Here is a 14772-nt window from a genome sequence, read left to right as displayed (position 1 = left end):
GCTTCTGTCCATTTCCGCAATTGGAATGATGGAACGCTGAATGACGTGTGATTTGGTAAGGCTCTGAATATATGTATGATTGATGACTCTTATATTGGCTTTTTATGAAACTAATGTGTCATCAAAATGATGAAGTAGGGATTGAGGAATAATGGAATTAAAATCGTTTTTAGATTTATTGGCAGCTTCACCAGAGCAGGTCGAATTTGAAGCAACGATGGCGGTGATCGAAGATAACTATACGTTTGAGCCAACCGCTTTTGTTAATGGTGAGACGCAAAACAACGCGGGTGAGAACAACGGTTCGTGTAAGATCTTCGCTTTCGGCTTGCTAAATAACCTAGACAAAGAAGCGACACTAGCCTGCTTTGGCCGTTTTTATCGTGAAGATGTATTGCAGCATCCAGAGAATAGCGATCACCAGAATATTCGTAATTTTATGGTAACAGGGTGGGATGGTATTAAGTTTGAAGCACCCGCTTTAACCGCTAAATAAACACCAGTCAGAAAACGCAGAACAGTAAGCCAGTCGTATTATGCGACTGGCTTTTTTTCTAGACATTTTCGGCACAAACACAGCTGGTTGGCGCTTGGCTTGGGTAAATCACGGGTTTCAATAGTAAAGCACCAACAGGTTTCTTTGCCTGCGGCGATATCACAATGGGCTTGAGTCCCGCACTCAGGACAATTGTGCGTTGAATCTTCCCCTGCGATTTGTTCGATAATCGTATCTCGTTGGAGATCGGTTTTGTCTTTCCATTGGATGATTTCATCCATCGTTCGGTGACAACCAGAGCATATTCCGGCGTTATTTTTACATGCTGCTCGACAAGGTGACTTCATTGCTTTCTCGTTCTCATTTTTTATGCCGCGTACTCTAGCACAAAGCGAGTCAAAGCCGCCAAAATAAACGTGAGTGCGATTTGCTGGTGAGGAGAGGGCGGCAGTGATATTCTTGGACGAGTTACCTAAAATCTTTGTCACTTATGTTAGAAAAAGAAAACCTCATTAAACTCGCTAGAATGCAAATGCCATTTGGGAAATATGCAGGGCGAGTGTTAATCGACCTACCTGAAGAATACTTACTGTGGTTCGATAAAAAGGGCTGGCCAAGCGGCGAACTAGGGGATTTGCTCAAGCTGTGTTTAGCGCTCAAAATTGAAGGCTTAGATAGTGTCGTGAAGCCTTTGAAGCGTATGTAACTAGCCACAGAAACTCCCACTTTTAATGAAAGACTTATTATGAATTTTGATATCGATGCACTGAAACACCACCAATTGGTCGAAGATGGTAAATTAGAGGGATGTTACATTCATCAGCCAGCTCAAGGTAGCCAGCAAGATGACAAAGCTGTTTTGGCAGAGCGCCAAGCGTTGGAAAAAATGGGGTATAAGGTAATACAGGTTAAAGCTAAAGGCGGGACAACAACGTTTGCCGAGGCGATGCAAAAGCTTGCGAAGGAAACTGGTCACCTGCCTAAGGAGTAAGTGAGTGTAACCTGCCACAGCTTCCCTAGTTATTCCACGATACCATGTGTTTTCATCAAAAGAGCCAGACCGTTAGGCTGACTCTTTTTTGCTCCAAACCCGTTGAGAGCTTAAACATTGATCGTATCAATAAATTCCGTCAGTAGAGAAACCAGTTAGTTGCATAAATAACGAGAAGGACTAGAAGACCTAGAAGGAATGGGAAGGTTAGCATCATTGCGAGCTTTTTCTTGAAGCTTGGTTTATCGAATACCACGCCTTCGGCTTCCCTTACTCTTCGCTCTTCATCAAAATGCCATTTAATAGCTAAGTAGGCTCCAATACCTAGTACAATAAGCTTAAAAGCTCCAGCAAAGTACGGAAAGAAGTTAGCCCAACTGTCGTTCATTATCCATCTCTCTCAAATTAAATATGGGCTTTACGGTAGCAGAATCCAAGGTTTATGTTTAGTGCTCTCCCAATGTCAGGCGCCCTGGCTAGCACAAGCCTACTGATACTGCTAACTGTCCACAACTCTCTTTGCAATATCCTTGGTTATTAATGATTTAATAGAAAAGGACTCGAACATTTATATCCAGAGGCGTGTCGGTATGGTTTGTAACGTTTTTGCCTCATTCCAATTTAGCTCGTTTGAGCGTCTCTTTGCCTAATAGTTCCCATTTATAATGATCTTGCGTGGTTCAAGGCCCATTTCATCCAATGTTACCGTTGCCAGCCCATCAACATGTGCAGTATAGGGTCTGAGTTTTGAGTGGATACAATCTTCTCGGATTAGCCACTATATCGTTCACGATTATCAACAGCCAAGGTCAGGTCACGCGTTTGTCTCACAGCCTAAAATTGCAATTGAGAACCGCGGTCACAGTAAAGAATTTGTTTTGTATCATCTTGGGTTTGCCATCATGCCAAGATTTATGATGGAGAAAGAGTTAGCTCGAGGAGATTAAGTTCGCATCCTATTTGATGTATACGACTTGGAGAACCCGACTTATGCGGTGTACTAATAGAAAGCTTCGATGCCGTTTCGAGTTGAGTTCTTGAAGAAAAAGGCCGGTGCGTTTGAATAGCGTCGAACGCCACCTATTAAACTCAGTATTCCCAAAGCAAAGCCCACCGACAAGTGGGCTTTGTTCTCTTTCAATAACGAAAATAATAACTAGTAGCTCGCTTGAATGCTGACACCGCTATAGTTTGAGTAACCTTGAATCATGACGTGATAACGTCCACTTTGTGTCGCGCTGACCGTACATGTTTCATTGTTACCGTATTTGAAAGGTCGGCAGTCCCATGCGTTCAGTGCTGGTTTTGCACCAAAACGGAGATACAGGTCTGCATCACCACTGCCACCATACATTTGTACGGTTAAGCGCTGCCCAGCTTCGACATCAACATAGTAATACGCTACTTGACCAGTTGAACCACTTAAACCGCTCACTGGCACACCCGAGGTTAACTTACCTTCTGGATCCGGTGTTGGATCTGGGCCACCACAGTCTTGGCCACAATCAGCATCCGTTAAGCTATAAAGTAGCTTGTTCACGCTGCCTTTTGTATCCGTCACCTTTCCGCTAGTTGCGCGACTAACGATCAAGGCCTCTACTTGGCTTGGAGATAACGAACTGTTTTCTTGAAGATATAATGCTGCTACACCCGCCACATGTGGCGTCGCCATCGATGTACCACTAATGGTTTTGTAACCACCGTCATACCACGCAGATTTGATTTGTGAGCCTGGCGCAAACACGTCCACACAACTGCCCCAGTTTGAAAAACTCGAACGTGCATCCGTGCTTGTGGTCGAACCGACAGTCACTCCTGTAGCTACGCGCGCTGGAGAGTAGTTACATGCATCGGCGTTGGAGTTACCTGCTGCTAGCATAAAGCTGACACCTGATTGAACCGCACTTTGCACTGCGCTATCTAGAGCAACAGATTGACCGCCACCTAAACTCATGTTGGCGACTGAAGGTCCGGAAGCGTTCGCAGCCACCCAGTCCACACCGGCAATAACACCAGACGTAGAACCCGATCCGGTACAGCTCAATACTCTCACGCCGACAAGGTTGACGTTTTTCGCAACACCATACAAGCTGCCGCCAATGGTGCCCGCAACGTGTGTACCGTGTCCATTACAGTCACTTGCATCTGCATCATTATCGACAAAGTCATACCCAGAAACCGAGCGCCCACTAAACTCAACGTGTGCATTGTTCACACCAGTATCGATAACATAAGCCGTTACCCCAGTCCCATCAAAGTTGGCACTGTAGTTGTTATCGAGTGGCAAGTTACGTTGGTCGATTCGATCTAGTCCCCAAATGGCATTGGTTTGATTTGCATCTACCGAGACTATTGGGTCAAGCGATAGGATTCTGTCTTGCTCAATGTAGTCCACACGAGGATCAGAACGTAGATCTTGTAGCTGCTCAGGACTCAAGTTAGCGACAAATCCACTTATCGAGTGGTCAAAAACCGACTCCACTTTTATCGAATATAAACCGGACATGCGGTCTACAGACTGTTGCGTGAATTGCTCGAATTCCGGTGAGCTGCTCGCCATCATTTGCGGTTGTTGAAATACCACTATATAGCGATCTGCAATGGCGATGTCGTCCGGTGCAAGCATTAATGTGGCAGGCAATGTGTCGGGAGCTTGTTGTAACTCTGCACTGTCCGCAATCTCATTGGGTTGCGAAAAAGCGAGAGAAGAATGAAAACAGAGCGCGGAGGTGATACAACAACTTAGTAGTTTCTTTAACATAAAATGTTCCTTGAAATCATAGTCTTGTTGATTTTACCTAGTACCAAACTGTCAACACGAAAACACAGACAATCAGCGAGTACGCTCAATACGTGCTGCAGTGACGTTACACAAATCAAACTAGACAATGAGCAATCATGTGCATAGTTGAGAATGATTCACATACTCAGAAACATGATCAATAACTAAGCTTTATTGAAATTGAAATGCAAAGATTCATTTAGATTTAGAGCAAAATCCCTAAAATAGAATAATTCTACACACCTGGCTTATTGCCTGTTATATGCACTATTCTTACCGATAATTTACGCAATAAAAACCTAACTATCCTTTCATTGGTCATGACTCAAATCGGTTGATAGATGTTAATATAGCCACCTGATTTCTGATGTTTTTTAACTCATGGCTACTATCCAAGTTCAATGTCGTTTCTGTAATAAAACAGAGCCCGTCCGTGAACATGGAAAAGGGCATTCTGGCTTTCCTCGTTTCAGGTCTATCGAGTGTCGAAAGGGCTTTCAACTCGATTAAGTTTACGAAGCCCGCAAGCCAGATGTAAAAGAAAAAATTGTCGATATGTCAATGAATAGCTCTGGAGTTAGGGAAACAGCACAAGTGTTGAATGTCGCATACAACACGGTATTGAGCACTTTAAAAAATCTCGCCAAGGTAAGTAACCTCAATACCTTTCGATAGAGCAAATATCAGACTAATTTGTAAACTTGAAAGGCTAGCTGCATTGGTTGAGGAATATGAGGAAAACACTTCCCCATTTAAGAACTGCAACACACCTTTGCCCCGAAACGAGTTAGATCACATAAAACAAAATTGGTCAAAACTAGCTTTTGACTGAGCGTATCTAATTAGAAAAATGTCTGGTCATTTATAAATCTATTTTTCAAGATACTGCAAAAGCTGTTTTTTTAATTCACCATATAGCTGAGCTTGAACTTCCTCTAGCTGGTATTGATTGCGATCAAGGCATAATCGAAGTTTTCCAAGTTTGGGTAATCCATTCAACTTGCTGACGCTGTCTGGATGACTGAAAGAAGAGCGGACAGTAATACCTAGCCCGGCCTCAACTCCTCGCCATAAGTTGCTTAAGCTTCGGCCAACGAAAGTGATTTTCCATGGGATGCCTTCGTGATCCAGTGCTTCTGTTGCTTGTTGTCTTATCATACATGCGGAATCGAGCATCACTAAAGGTAAGGGCTTGGCTGACTGAACGGATTCTTTCAAGTGCTTGTTTGTCGGCCCATACCAATGCAGTGGTAGTTCTGCCAAACACTCACTATATGGTGCTGCTTTTTCTCCTTCCCAACCTAATGAGAAATCTACTTCACCAGATTTGATACCATTGATGAGTTCTTGATGGCGGCCAACGACAGATTGCAATTGCAGTTGTGGGTGTGTTCGTGAAAATGCGCCTAAAAGTTGTGGTAACAGAACCTCACTGAAGTCTTCTTGTAAGCCAAAGGCGACTTTTCCTTCAAGTGTATTTCCCATTAACCTTCGCAGAACTTCGTCATTTAGCTGAAGCATACGTCGGGCATAAGCCAGAACTATTTCTCCAGCTTCAGTAGGCTCTAGATGTCGGCCTATTTTAGCGACTAATGGAGTATTGCATTGCTGCTCAAGCTTTTTTAACTGAGCACTGGCAGCAGAAGGTGATCGGTTAAGTCGTTCTGCGGCAAGAGCAAAACTCCCCAGCTCAATACCTAAGACAAAACATCTCAAGGCATCCAAATCCAAATTACGCATGACCGATCATCCCGAAAATCAAAACAGTTACTATAAATAGTTTTGATTTTTTATATTAAAAGATCAACTTATTATTGTTTCGTAAGCTCAATTAGCTAAGGAAAACATATGACCTCAAAAGAAAAAGACTTAATGGCGACGTTTGCTAGAGTTGCCCCTCAATTTTATCAACTCACCTCTAAGGTACTGTTTGAACAAGTTTGGCGTGATGAAAGTCTGAGCCTGCGGGATCGTAGTTTGATAACAGTTACCGCGTTGGTTGCCTTAAATCGAATGGAACAATTACCGGGGCATTTAGAACGGGCATTAGATAATGGACTCAGCAAAGAAGAGTTGAGTGCTGCAATGACACATTTGGCTTTTTATGCGGGTTGGCCTGTGACGGCTTCAGCAATCGAGCGCTTAGATGATATTAACAGTTTGAGGACTTACTAATGCCTTTGACACGGATATCAGTAAGTAATGAGTTATTTGAAAATTATCAACATCAAATTTCAAAGATTCTACAGCAGTGTTTAGAAAAACATTTTGACGTGCCACGTGGAGATTGTTTTCAAATGTTCGATGTTCACAGTCCACAGCAGAAAGTATTTAATCAATACTACCCAAGTTTAACCCAAGGGCGCAGCGAATTGGGTGCTCTATTTCATATCTTCGCAGGAAAACCGCGCAGCCATGAGCAAAAGCGAGCTTTGTATAAAGCGCTGTGTGAACAACTTCAGGAAAATACAGCCATTAGTAAAGAAGATATTATGGTGGTTCTTCAATTTAACGAGGCAGAAGACTGGTCTTTTTCTTCAGGCCTCTCATGGAAAGACGTAGCGGGGAAAGTAAAATGATAGCAATGCAATATAAAATAGTTCTCCCTGCTGATTATCCAATGGAAAAAATTGAAGCGCGAATAAGAGAAAAAGGATATCTGTTAGATGGGTATCCAGGCTTGGTTTTTAAGGCATACCTATATTCACGTAAGGATGCAGAGAATTATAAAACCTCAGTAAACAGCTATGCTCCGTTTTATATTTGGCAGGATCATCAGTCAATGGTCTCTTTTCTTAAAAGCGATGGTTTTAGAGGCCTCTGTGAGCAGTTTGGCCAACCTGAAGTTAAGATTTGGTTTGTTGACGGTGAAGCAAAGGTACCCGATTCGGAATGTTCTTTTACCTGTATACATCACCAAGTCAGTCTGGATGCAGATGTTTACGGTCTGAATTTTACCTCCTGGAATACGCTGGGTGTCACGTGGATAACTCACTCAGAACTGCTTAATGAAATGGATGGAGACATTTATTCTGTGGGTTATGTTGCCCATGGTAAAAAGGCATTTAGTTAGTCAGTGCATTAGTTATTACTAATAAAATAGATGCGTGTTATAAGCCTAAGAGCTAACACGCTTCTGTCCAGAAGCTTCTCCGCACGATCCTAGCTAACAAGTTCCTGCCCCGAAGTTGGTTAGAATAAATACTACTATTTACTTAAATGGTGTGTATTTGCCTTACTAAAAGTTATCCGGAGTCAGCACATCCACGGTTATGTCTCAGAACAGTCTAACTCCTTAACTCTACTGCTAACTTTTTGGTTTTGAGTTGTGTGCTAGATGCTTTGCTTCAGGTAGATCCCCATTCTGACTAAGAGTTCAATTGTGTTGTTCTCACAGATGTACGCCATGAACATTTTTTTATTGCTGACGTTCAGCAGTTCGAAGGCACGCTTGAGGTGTGTCTGCACGGAGCTCTCTTTAATGTTCAACGTTGCCGCCACTTGTTTTACCGACAAACTCAGTGTCGATAGTGAGAGGCACTCGACCTGACGCTGGGTTAAGAAAGGGGAAAGTAGTTGTGGGATGACCGCATACAGCTCTTCTGAAGCGCTTCTCGGCTTGAGAGGCTCCGTGCGAGTGGTATAACGGCCCATCAGTTGGTTGAGTATACTTTGGGAATCCACGACCGAAGCGTAATGGCTGACTTTACTATTGACAAACGTCAGTTGTGAGCTGCCCTGGTAGACCAGATCTTTCCCCGTAGCCGACACACCTAAGAACTCCCCCAAATGCTTTCCTTTCGCCGTCCACTCAATCACAATGTCGTTCTTACGGGTGATCACGCGGTTTTCTTTGTACTCTAATGTAGGAAAAGCGCGCAGCCACACGCTCAGCGTCTCGCAAAAGGAGTTAGAACCTACCGATAGTTGAAGAGGACTTTCTATCACGGTGTGGGAGGTCATCACTTCCGTCACGGCCTCCGTCATCTTGTCATTCCAGACGAGATTCATAAGGTTACGTGCGGTCTGAACACACGGTTGACGATGAGTAATAATGCGAACCTTCCTTTGTTGTACTCGTGGGATGGCGTTTATCTAAGACGCTGTGCTAGCACGGTGAATTTGGCGGCAGGCACGCTGCCAATCAACAAACCTAAAGCGATCAGGGCGCAGCTTACCACTTTTTGTGAAGAAATGCCCTCATGAAACAGAGCGCTTGAACCCAACAGTGCAAAAAGGGGCACGAGCAACGTAAACGGGGCCACATGCGACAAGCGGTAAGACACCACCAACTTGTTCCAGATCCAGTAGCCAAACAACGTGGTGGCATATGCCTGGTACACAATGGAAAACACACCGGGTAGGGTTATATTGTCCACCAAAGCCGTAAAGCCCTGGGTCCCAACCTGAAGGTAGGACAGGAGACACAGAGGGAGCGGCGCAAAGAGCATCGACCACACACTGAACGAGAACACGTGTTGGGTGTTGGATTGCTTTAACAGCACCCCTGATATCGACCAACACAGCGCCGCCACCAAAATCAACCCCACTCCGGTCAGCGTGACAGAACCGTCAGACACCGTCAGGCTCAAGGCCAAACCACACAATGCGATCAATGCCCCGAGCGATCGAAGCGGGCTCACCGACTCTTTGAGTAACAGCCAGCCCAGCCCCAAACCGAACACCACATTCGTTTGAATAAGCAACGCTGCCATGCCAGGGGATAAGCCCGCCCCGATCGCCCAGGTGGACAGTCCCCAAACCCCGACTGAAAACGTCAGGCCATAGGCTGCCAGATATCCCCAATGTACGTCGGGTTTCTTAACAAAAAAGACCGCTGGAATGGCCGCCAGGGTAAACCTCAAAGCGGTCAGCAGCATCGGATCTAGTGTATCCAACCCCAGTTTGACGACGGAAAAATTCAGTCCCCAGATCGCCATGATGAAAACGCACAGGGTGTAGTCTTTCAAGCCCATGCGTTACCCCTTCGTTAACATTGTGTTTGGCGCCGATTGGTGCCAGATCGCGAACTGTTTCGCAAAGTAGGTGACGATGAGATCCGCGCCCGCTCGTTTAAAGCCGATCAGAGTTTCCAACACTGCTTCCTGTTCGTTTAAGATGCCCATTTGCGCTGCGAATTTGATGACCGCATACTCCCCGCTGACTTGATAGGCCGCCAGTGGAAGCTTAGTTTTACGGCGCAATTGGGCCAAAATATCTAGGTAAGGGGTACCGGGTTTGACCATCAAAATGTCCGCGCCCTCTTGTTCATCCAGCAAGGCTTCACTGAGCGCTTGTCTGGCATTGGCGTAGTCGAGCTGATACGTGCGTCTGTCGCCCTTGAGTTCGCACTCAACTGCCTGTCGAAATGGCCCGTAAAACGCCGACGCAAATTTCGCGCTGTGTGCCAGTATCGCGACATGCTCAAATCCCGCTTCATCCAAGCCCTGGCGGATCGCCCTTACCTGGCCGTCCATCATGGAAGAGGGGGCGAGCATGTCCGCCCCGGCTTGCGCGGCATTGACACACTGCTTCACCAAGTGAACCACCGTCTGATCATTGTCAACGTCCTGATCGGTCATGACACCGCAATGACCGTGCGTGGTGTACTCGCAAAAGCAGATATCGGGGATCACCATCATGTGCGGACACGCTGATTTAATCGTGCTGATCATACGACTCAGCAGACCGTCTCGACACCAGGTGTCACTCCCGATGTCGTCTTTGTGATGACTGATACCAAAGGGCATTACATAGCGGATCCCAAGCGCGTCCAGCGCATGGGTTTCATCGACGAGTTGAGTTTCAGGGAGCCGGGTCAATCCCGGCAGACCGGTGACCGGCACCGGACTGGTAATGGTTTCTTCGACAAATATCGGATAAATCAAATCGCTTAATTGAACCTCATGTTCCCGAACGAGCGCTCTGATCATGGGGGTAGTCCGCAAACGGCGCAGGCGTTTGGTGATCCCCGGTTGGGTGGTGTGGTTGGATTGGAATTCCATGGATGGTACTCCTGAGAGTGGGTTGTCTAAAAGGGTGATGAGTGGCCCTCGATCGAGACTATCGAGTCAGGGCCCCTCTGGCGTGATGGTGCGTGTTACACGCGCTCGATGATCATTGCCATGCCTTGGCCGACTCCGATACACAAACTGCACAGCGCATAGCGTCCCTGTTGCTGGATGAGTTGATTCATTGCTGTACCAATCACCCTCGCGCCACTCATGCCCAGTGGGTGGCCCAGCGCAATCGCGCCGCCATTGGGATTGAGGCGCGAATCGTCGCCGTCAATCCTCAGGTGGTTGACCACCGAGAGGACCTGTGAGGCGAAGGCTTCATTGATTTCAATCACGTCCATCTGATCCAGCGACAACTGAGCGAGTTCAAGGACCTTTTTGATCGCCGGTGCCGGGCCAAATCCCATAATGCTGGGCTCAACGCCGGCACACGCCGTGGCCACAATGCGCGCTTTGGGCACCAGTTGGTGATCGGTCAGTGACCGCTCCGACGCGACCAATAGTGCCGCCGAGCCATCGTTAATGCCCGATGCATTTCCCGCTGTTACGGAGCCCTGTGGGTGCACCACGGGTTTGAGTTTGGCCAAGGTCTCGAGACTGGAGAGTCTGGGGTGCTCATCGGTCTCGATAACCAACGGGCTCTGACGTTTGCGCGCGACTTCGACCGGGACAATTTCGTGACGGAAGAACCCCCGTTCTTGCGCCGCGGCGTATTTGGTCTGACTCCACCGGGCAAACGCGTCCTGCTCATCTCGGCTAATGCCGAATTTGACTGCCAGGTTTTCCGCGGTCTCTGGCATCGAGCAGGTGCCGTACATCTCATCCAATCTGGCATTCACAAAACGCCAGCCCATGGTGGTGTCATAGAATTCGGCGTCGCGGGCAAACGGCAAGTCGGTTTTTCCAAGCACGTACGGTGCGCGTGACATCGACTCCACCCCGCCGGCAATGATCAGGTGCGCTTCGCCCGCTTTGATGGCCCGCGCGGCGTTAGACACAGCTTCCATCCCAGACGCACACAGTCGGTTGACAGTGGACCCCGGCACTTGGGTGTCCAGTCCGGCCAGCAGCAAACTCATTCGGGCGACGTTACGGTTGTCTTCACCCGCTTGGTTCGCACACCCCAAAATCACATCGTCGACGCGACGCCAGTCGGCGTTGGGTGACGTTCTGTGAGTGCTTTTAACGTGATGGCGGCCAGATCGTCCGCGCGGATCGACGACAATGCACCGGCGTAGCGGCCAATCGGGGTTCTGACGAAATCACACAGGTACGCGTTAGACATGCGCCACCTCCTTGTGAGACGCCGCGAAGCTGGCGGTGATCAATCCTCTGGCCAGATCGATTTCCGATCGGATAATGCGGTGCTCTCGCTCGGCAAAGATCTCAAGGTGGACACTCGCTCCTAACTGCTCAAAATAGTCGGCCGTCTGAGTGACACGTTCCGCGGAGACCCAAGTATCGGTATGACTGCCCGAGAGCAACATCGTCATGCCATCAAACACGGGCTTTTGATCCGATGCTGTCGGGCACTGAGGACCAAACAGTCCACCAGTGAATAAAATGGCGCCCCCCATCGGCTGTTGAGATTGCCTGATGAACTCGGCCGCCATGCACGCGCCCTGCGAGAAGCCCATGATCCAGATGCGCTCGCGGCTCACGCCTTGTGAGAGCAAGTTTTGCAGGACGTGATCGATCACCTCGAGCCCCTGATTTAACTGTGGCTGGTTGTCGTCAAGAGCGCGGGTGAACCCTCGGGGATACCAGGTGGCGCCGGGTGCACTCGGCAGATAATAGGTCGCCTCAGCCAAGTTCAATTTGTTGATCAGTTTCGTCATATCGTCTGTAGTTTGGCGGCGTCCATGCAAAAGGATCACCACAGGGTTGCCGGCGCTCAGTTCAGCGCCTTTAATAACCACGGTGTACGGGCTAATGTTAGATTGGGATTTGAGGGTTAACACGTTATCTAGTCCTTGTTTTGAAGGCGGTTACACAGCTATCTCAGCGATGGTGTCGGGCTTGGCAGGTTGTGGGTTTAGGCCTAAGAGTTTTCTGGCCTCATCGATAGTGGCCACATCCCGTCCCAATTCGTGAGACAGTCTGACGATGCGATCCACCAACTGGGCATTGCTGGTAGCGAGCTCACCTTTTCGGTAATAAATGTTGTCTTCGAGCCCCGTGCGGACATGGCCACCCAATAAAATCGAGTAGGTGTTCAGCGGCAACTGCGCCTGCCCAATCCCGATGGCTGACCAGATGCTGTTGTTAGGAAGGCAGTCCACCAGATGCAGCAAGTCTTTGCAGGTCGGCCGGACCCCACCATGAATGCCCATCGCAAAAGCAAACACCAACTTCTTGTCCAAGTAACCTTGTTGCTGAAGGGTGATGGCCTCGTGGATTACCCCGGAATGGTAAATTTCTATCTCTGGGGTCACCTGATGCTCCTTCAGCGCCAGTGCGAGTTTTTTTGCCAGTGCGGGGCTGTTGATGAAGGGTTTGTCGCCATGATTCACTGACCCACAGTTAAAGGAAGCGATGTCTGGCCCGTACTGAAGATGATTCCAGGCTTCCTCTTCTGGCATGCCGTGTGGTAAGTTGAGGCCCGAGGTACTTAGGTTGAGGATAATGTCGGAACGTTCGCGGACACGCTCGATGATCTCGCGCCAAACGTCTTTGTTGTAGCTTGGCTTACCCGCTTCATCACGGGCGTGGATATGCGCGACACTGGCGCCTGCCTCACTGCACTGAACGACAGCATCTGCAATTTCTTTTGGCGTGTGTGGGACTGCGGGGTTCTTACTTCTTGGGGTGATTCCGCCATTAACGGCGGCGGTGATAATTAAATTGTCCATATATTTCAATTTCTTACGCTATATAATTGCCTCCATTGTAAATATAAAAAATTAAAGTCATGTCCCCAAAAAATGGTGACAAAATGGATTTTGTCGCATAAAAGCCACATTATGCCTTGCTATGCATGGTGTGCTTACAACACAGTCTATATGTCTATACATATTGATTTTATGATTGTGATTTGCCTCATCAACACAGGTTACTCAGTAAAGCAACATGCCATACCTGTAGTTATTCGTTAATTGATAATTTAGCAAAGTTGCTGAAACAGTTTTGCCCCATTCCAATTTACCTATTGCAACCATATTCAAAACTAGTGACATTAAATGCCTAAATAAAACTAATAGTAACACGAGTGCTTACTATAGATTTGACGGGTATTTTAACTGTACATATACACACCACTGCCGCACAATTACTAAAGTAGTTGAGTATCCATAGGTGGTATAAGTGAATAACCAATTAGAACCGGGAATAAAAGAGTTAGTAGAGGGCTTTATAACTGAAGGGAAACAGTGCCCTTCGACATTGGATATCGCTAGTAGAAGGACTGGTTACTTATCTAGCACAGTTTTATCCGGGAATAGCCCTAACATGTTTGAAGAGTTCACAGATGAGCTTAACGGTATCGTTTTAAAAGTGTACAAACCGAATAACACCAAGGGTTTACCTATTACTGTTTATTTCCATGGTGGTTGTTTTATTAGTGGAGGATTTAAAACTCACGAGCAGCAATTACGCCAGATTGCAAGTTTATCGAACAGTATAGTCATCTGCATTCAATATCGTTTAGCGCCTGAAAGTTGTTATCCAGCAGCGCATGATGATGTGTACGACGCAGTGCTTGCAATAAAGGAGTTTGGTAGTTACTACGGTGGCGACACAAATATGATTGTCTTCGTCGGTGATAGCGCTGGAGGTCAGTTAGCGTTAACTACATGTTTACGTTTAAAACAAAATCAGAAATGGCTTCCTCAAAAGCAAATTTTGATCTATCCGATGCTAGATCCATTCGGAGAATCTAAGAGTTACGTTGAAAACGGTACTGATTACGTTATTACCGCTAATATGTTGCTTTCTGGATTCTCAATGTACACCGCTAACTTGGAAAAAGATTCGTTAAGTCAAAACTTACAGCTTAACCCACTTGTTTGCGCAGATTTTAAAGGACTACCACCAACCTATATTATTACGGCGGAATTCGATCCTTTGAGAGATGAAGGAGAGCAATGTTATAGACAATTACTCAATGCTGGGGTGGAGGCGTATTGTGAACGCTACTTAGGTGTCATTCACGGATTTCATCAGTTATCGGGAGTAAGTGCCAGTGCGAGACGATGCCTTCGTAAAATTTCCGAAGACATTAAGCAAGCAACAAGATCGGTTGGTAATTAATTGCTCAGTAGCCATGGTTTAAGTCAGTTAGAGCTAGAATAATAATGTCTATTACCGAGTCAGCAAGATCTAAGCTGACTCGTATCTGCCCCAAAATCATTCAGAGTAAATGCTCTTTAATATCTTGCTGATGTAAATTGTACCCTACAAAAAGTTATCCGATAGAATACAAATCAACACGACTTGCCCCTTTACTATGCTTGTTTGACTTGGCAATTTGCCTATTTAATTGGTTAAA

General features: G+C 46.7%; 16 protein-coding genes and 2 pseudogenes. 8 read left to right on the top strand and 10 right to left on the bottom strand.

The window, feature by feature from the left end; translation table 11 throughout:
* Nucleotides 1-151: 151 nt before the first annotated feature.
* The gene (locus FKN16_RS10445) at nucleotides 152-496 is read left to right on the top strand and encodes a HopJ type III effector protein (protein ID WP_065646937.1); all 345 of its coding nucleotides are present in this window, start codon (nucleotides 152-154) and stop codon (nucleotides 494-496) included.
* Between the two features lie 38 nt (nucleotides 497-534).
* Here FKN16_RS10445 and FKN16_RS10440 read toward each other — a convergent pair whose 3' ends face one another.
* Nucleotides 535-843: a cysteine-rich CWC family protein gene (locus FKN16_RS10440; protein WP_082244968.1), complete on the bottom strand. Its 309-nt coding sequence runs from the start codon at nucleotides 841-843 to the stop codon at nucleotides 535-537.
* Nucleotides 844-986: 143 nt separating this feature from the next.
* On the opposite strand from FKN16_RS10440, the gene FKN16_RS10435 reads away from it, so the two are divergent.
* On the top strand, nucleotides 987-1202 hold the full coding sequence (locus tag FKN16_RS10435; RefSeq protein WP_005375557.1) for a DUF3820 family protein: 216 nt from the start codon (nucleotides 987-989) through the stop codon (nucleotides 1200-1202).
* Nucleotides 1203-1241: 39 nt separating this feature from the next.
* Nucleotides 1242-1487 carry a hypothetical protein gene (locus FKN16_RS10430; RefSeq protein WP_046873683.1) on the top strand — a complete coding sequence of 82 codons (246 nt, stop codon included), beginning with the start codon at nucleotides 1242-1244 and terminating at the stop codon, nucleotides 1485-1487.
* A gap of 139 nt (nucleotides 1488-1626) precedes the next feature.
* Here FKN16_RS10430 and FKN16_RS10425 read toward each other — a convergent pair whose 3' ends face one another.
* Both FKN16_RS10425 and FKN16_RS10420 read right to left on the bottom strand, forming a co-directional pair.
* Nucleotides 1627-1875 (bottom strand): hypothetical protein, encoded by a 249-nt coding sequence (locus FKN16_RS10425; RefSeq protein WP_170902633.1) that lies wholly within the window; start codon nucleotides 1873-1875, stop codon nucleotides 1627-1629.
* Nucleotides 1876-2643: 768 nt separating this feature from the next.
* Nucleotides 2644-4248 carry a S8 family peptidase gene (locus tag FKN16_RS10420; RefSeq protein WP_170902632.1) on the bottom strand — a complete coding sequence of 535 codons (1605 nt, stop codon included), beginning with the start codon at nucleotides 4246-4248 and terminating at the stop codon, nucleotides 2644-2646.
* Nucleotides 4249-4650: 402 nt separating this feature from the next.
* Here FKN16_RS10420 and FKN16_RS10415 point away from each other — a divergent pair.
* Nucleotides 4651-4918 (top strand): annotated as a pseudogene (locus FKN16_RS10415) (IS1-like element transposase); the annotation flags it as partial.
* 221 nt (nucleotides 4919-5139) lie between these two features.
* Here FKN16_RS10415 and FKN16_RS10410 read toward each other — a convergent pair.
* The gene (locus FKN16_RS10410) at nucleotides 5140-6009 is read right to left on the bottom strand and encodes a LysR substrate-binding domain-containing protein (RefSeq protein WP_170902631.1); all 870 of its coding nucleotides are present in this window, start codon (nucleotides 6007-6009) and stop codon (nucleotides 5140-5142) included.
* A gap of 108 nt (nucleotides 6010-6117) precedes the next feature.
* On the opposite strand from FKN16_RS10410, the gene FKN16_RS10405 reads away from it, so the two are divergent.
* The 3 genes from FKN16_RS10405 to FKN16_RS10395 are packed head-to-tail and all read left to right on the top strand — an operon-like array spanning nucleotide 6118 to nucleotide 7342.
* Nucleotides 6118-6444, top strand: a complete 327-nt coding sequence (locus tag FKN16_RS10405; protein ID WP_170902630.1) for a carboxymuconolactone decarboxylase family protein — start codon at nucleotides 6118-6120, stop codon at nucleotides 6442-6444.
* Nucleotides 6444-6848, top strand: coding sequence for a tautomerase family protein (locus FKN16_RS10400; protein ID WP_170902629.1), 405 nt, complete (start codon nucleotides 6444-6446; stop codon nucleotides 6846-6848). Before FKN16_RS10405 ends, FKN16_RS10400 begins: the two co-directional genes overlap by 1 nt.
* A complete protein-coding gene (locus FKN16_RS10395) occupies nucleotides 6845-7342 on the top strand; it encodes a DUF4865 family protein (RefSeq protein WP_170902628.1) in 498 nt (165 codons plus the stop codon). Before FKN16_RS10400 ends, FKN16_RS10395 begins: the two co-directional genes overlap by 4 nt.
* 260 nt (nucleotides 7343-7602) lie before the next feature.
* On the opposite strand, the gene FKN16_RS10390 is transcribed toward FKN16_RS10395, so the two are convergent.
* The 6 genes and pseudogenes from FKN16_RS10390 to FKN16_RS10365 form a co-directional block, all read right to left on the bottom strand.
* Complete coding sequence (locus FKN16_RS10390; protein WP_048624871.1) at nucleotides 7603-8280, bottom strand: ester cyclase; 678 nt, start codon at nucleotides 8278-8280, stop codon at nucleotides 7603-7605.
* An 80-nt stretch (nucleotides 8281-8360) separates the two neighbouring features.
* Nucleotides 8361-9245 carry an EamA family transporter gene (locus FKN16_RS10385; protein WP_170902627.1) on the bottom strand — a complete coding sequence of 295 codons (885 nt, stop codon included), beginning with the start codon at nucleotides 9243-9245 and terminating at the stop codon, nucleotides 8361-8363.
* Between the two features lie 3 nt (nucleotides 9246-9248).
* A complete protein-coding gene (gene hemB / locus FKN16_RS10380) occupies nucleotides 9249-10274 on the bottom strand; it encodes a porphobilinogen synthase (protein ID WP_170902626.1) in 1026 nt (341 codons plus the stop codon).
* A 95-nt stretch (nucleotides 10275-10369) separates the two neighbouring features.
* A pseudogene (gene pcaF / locus FKN16_RS10375) lies at nucleotides 10370-11571 on the bottom strand (3-oxoadipyl-CoA thiolase).
* Nucleotides 11564-12247 (bottom strand): dienelactone hydrolase family protein, encoded by a 684-nt coding sequence (locus FKN16_RS10370; protein WP_048624875.1) that lies wholly within the window; start codon nucleotides 12245-12247, stop codon nucleotides 11564-11566. The pseudogene pcaF and the gene FKN16_RS10370 overlap by 8 nt, the downstream one beginning before the upstream one ends.
* Nucleotides 12248-12274: 27 nt before the next feature.
* On the bottom strand, nucleotides 12275-13138 hold the full coding sequence (locus tag FKN16_RS10365; RefSeq protein ID WP_104972760.1) for a 3-keto-5-aminohexanoate cleavage protein: 864 nt from the start codon (nucleotides 13136-13138) through the stop codon (nucleotides 12275-12277).
* 451 nt (nucleotides 13139-13589) lie between these two features.
* On the opposite strand from FKN16_RS10365, the gene FKN16_RS10360 reads away from it, so the two are divergent.
* The gene (locus FKN16_RS10360; protein ID WP_104972764.1) at nucleotides 13590-14534 is read left to right on the top strand and encodes an alpha/beta hydrolase; all 945 of its coding nucleotides are present in this window, start codon (nucleotides 13590-13592) and stop codon (nucleotides 14532-14534) included.
* Nucleotides 14535-14772 lie beyond the last annotated feature (238 nt).

Origin of the sequence: Vibrio sp. 11-4(1), assembly GCF_013048625.1 — a bacterium.
In the GTDB taxonomy this organism is placed as follows: domain Bacteria; phylum Pseudomonadota; class Gammaproteobacteria; order Enterobacterales; family Vibrionaceae; genus Vibrio; species Vibrio diabolicus.
The sequence above is the reverse complement of the archived record's forward strand: the minus strand, read 5'-3'. Positions and strand labels throughout refer to the sequence as shown.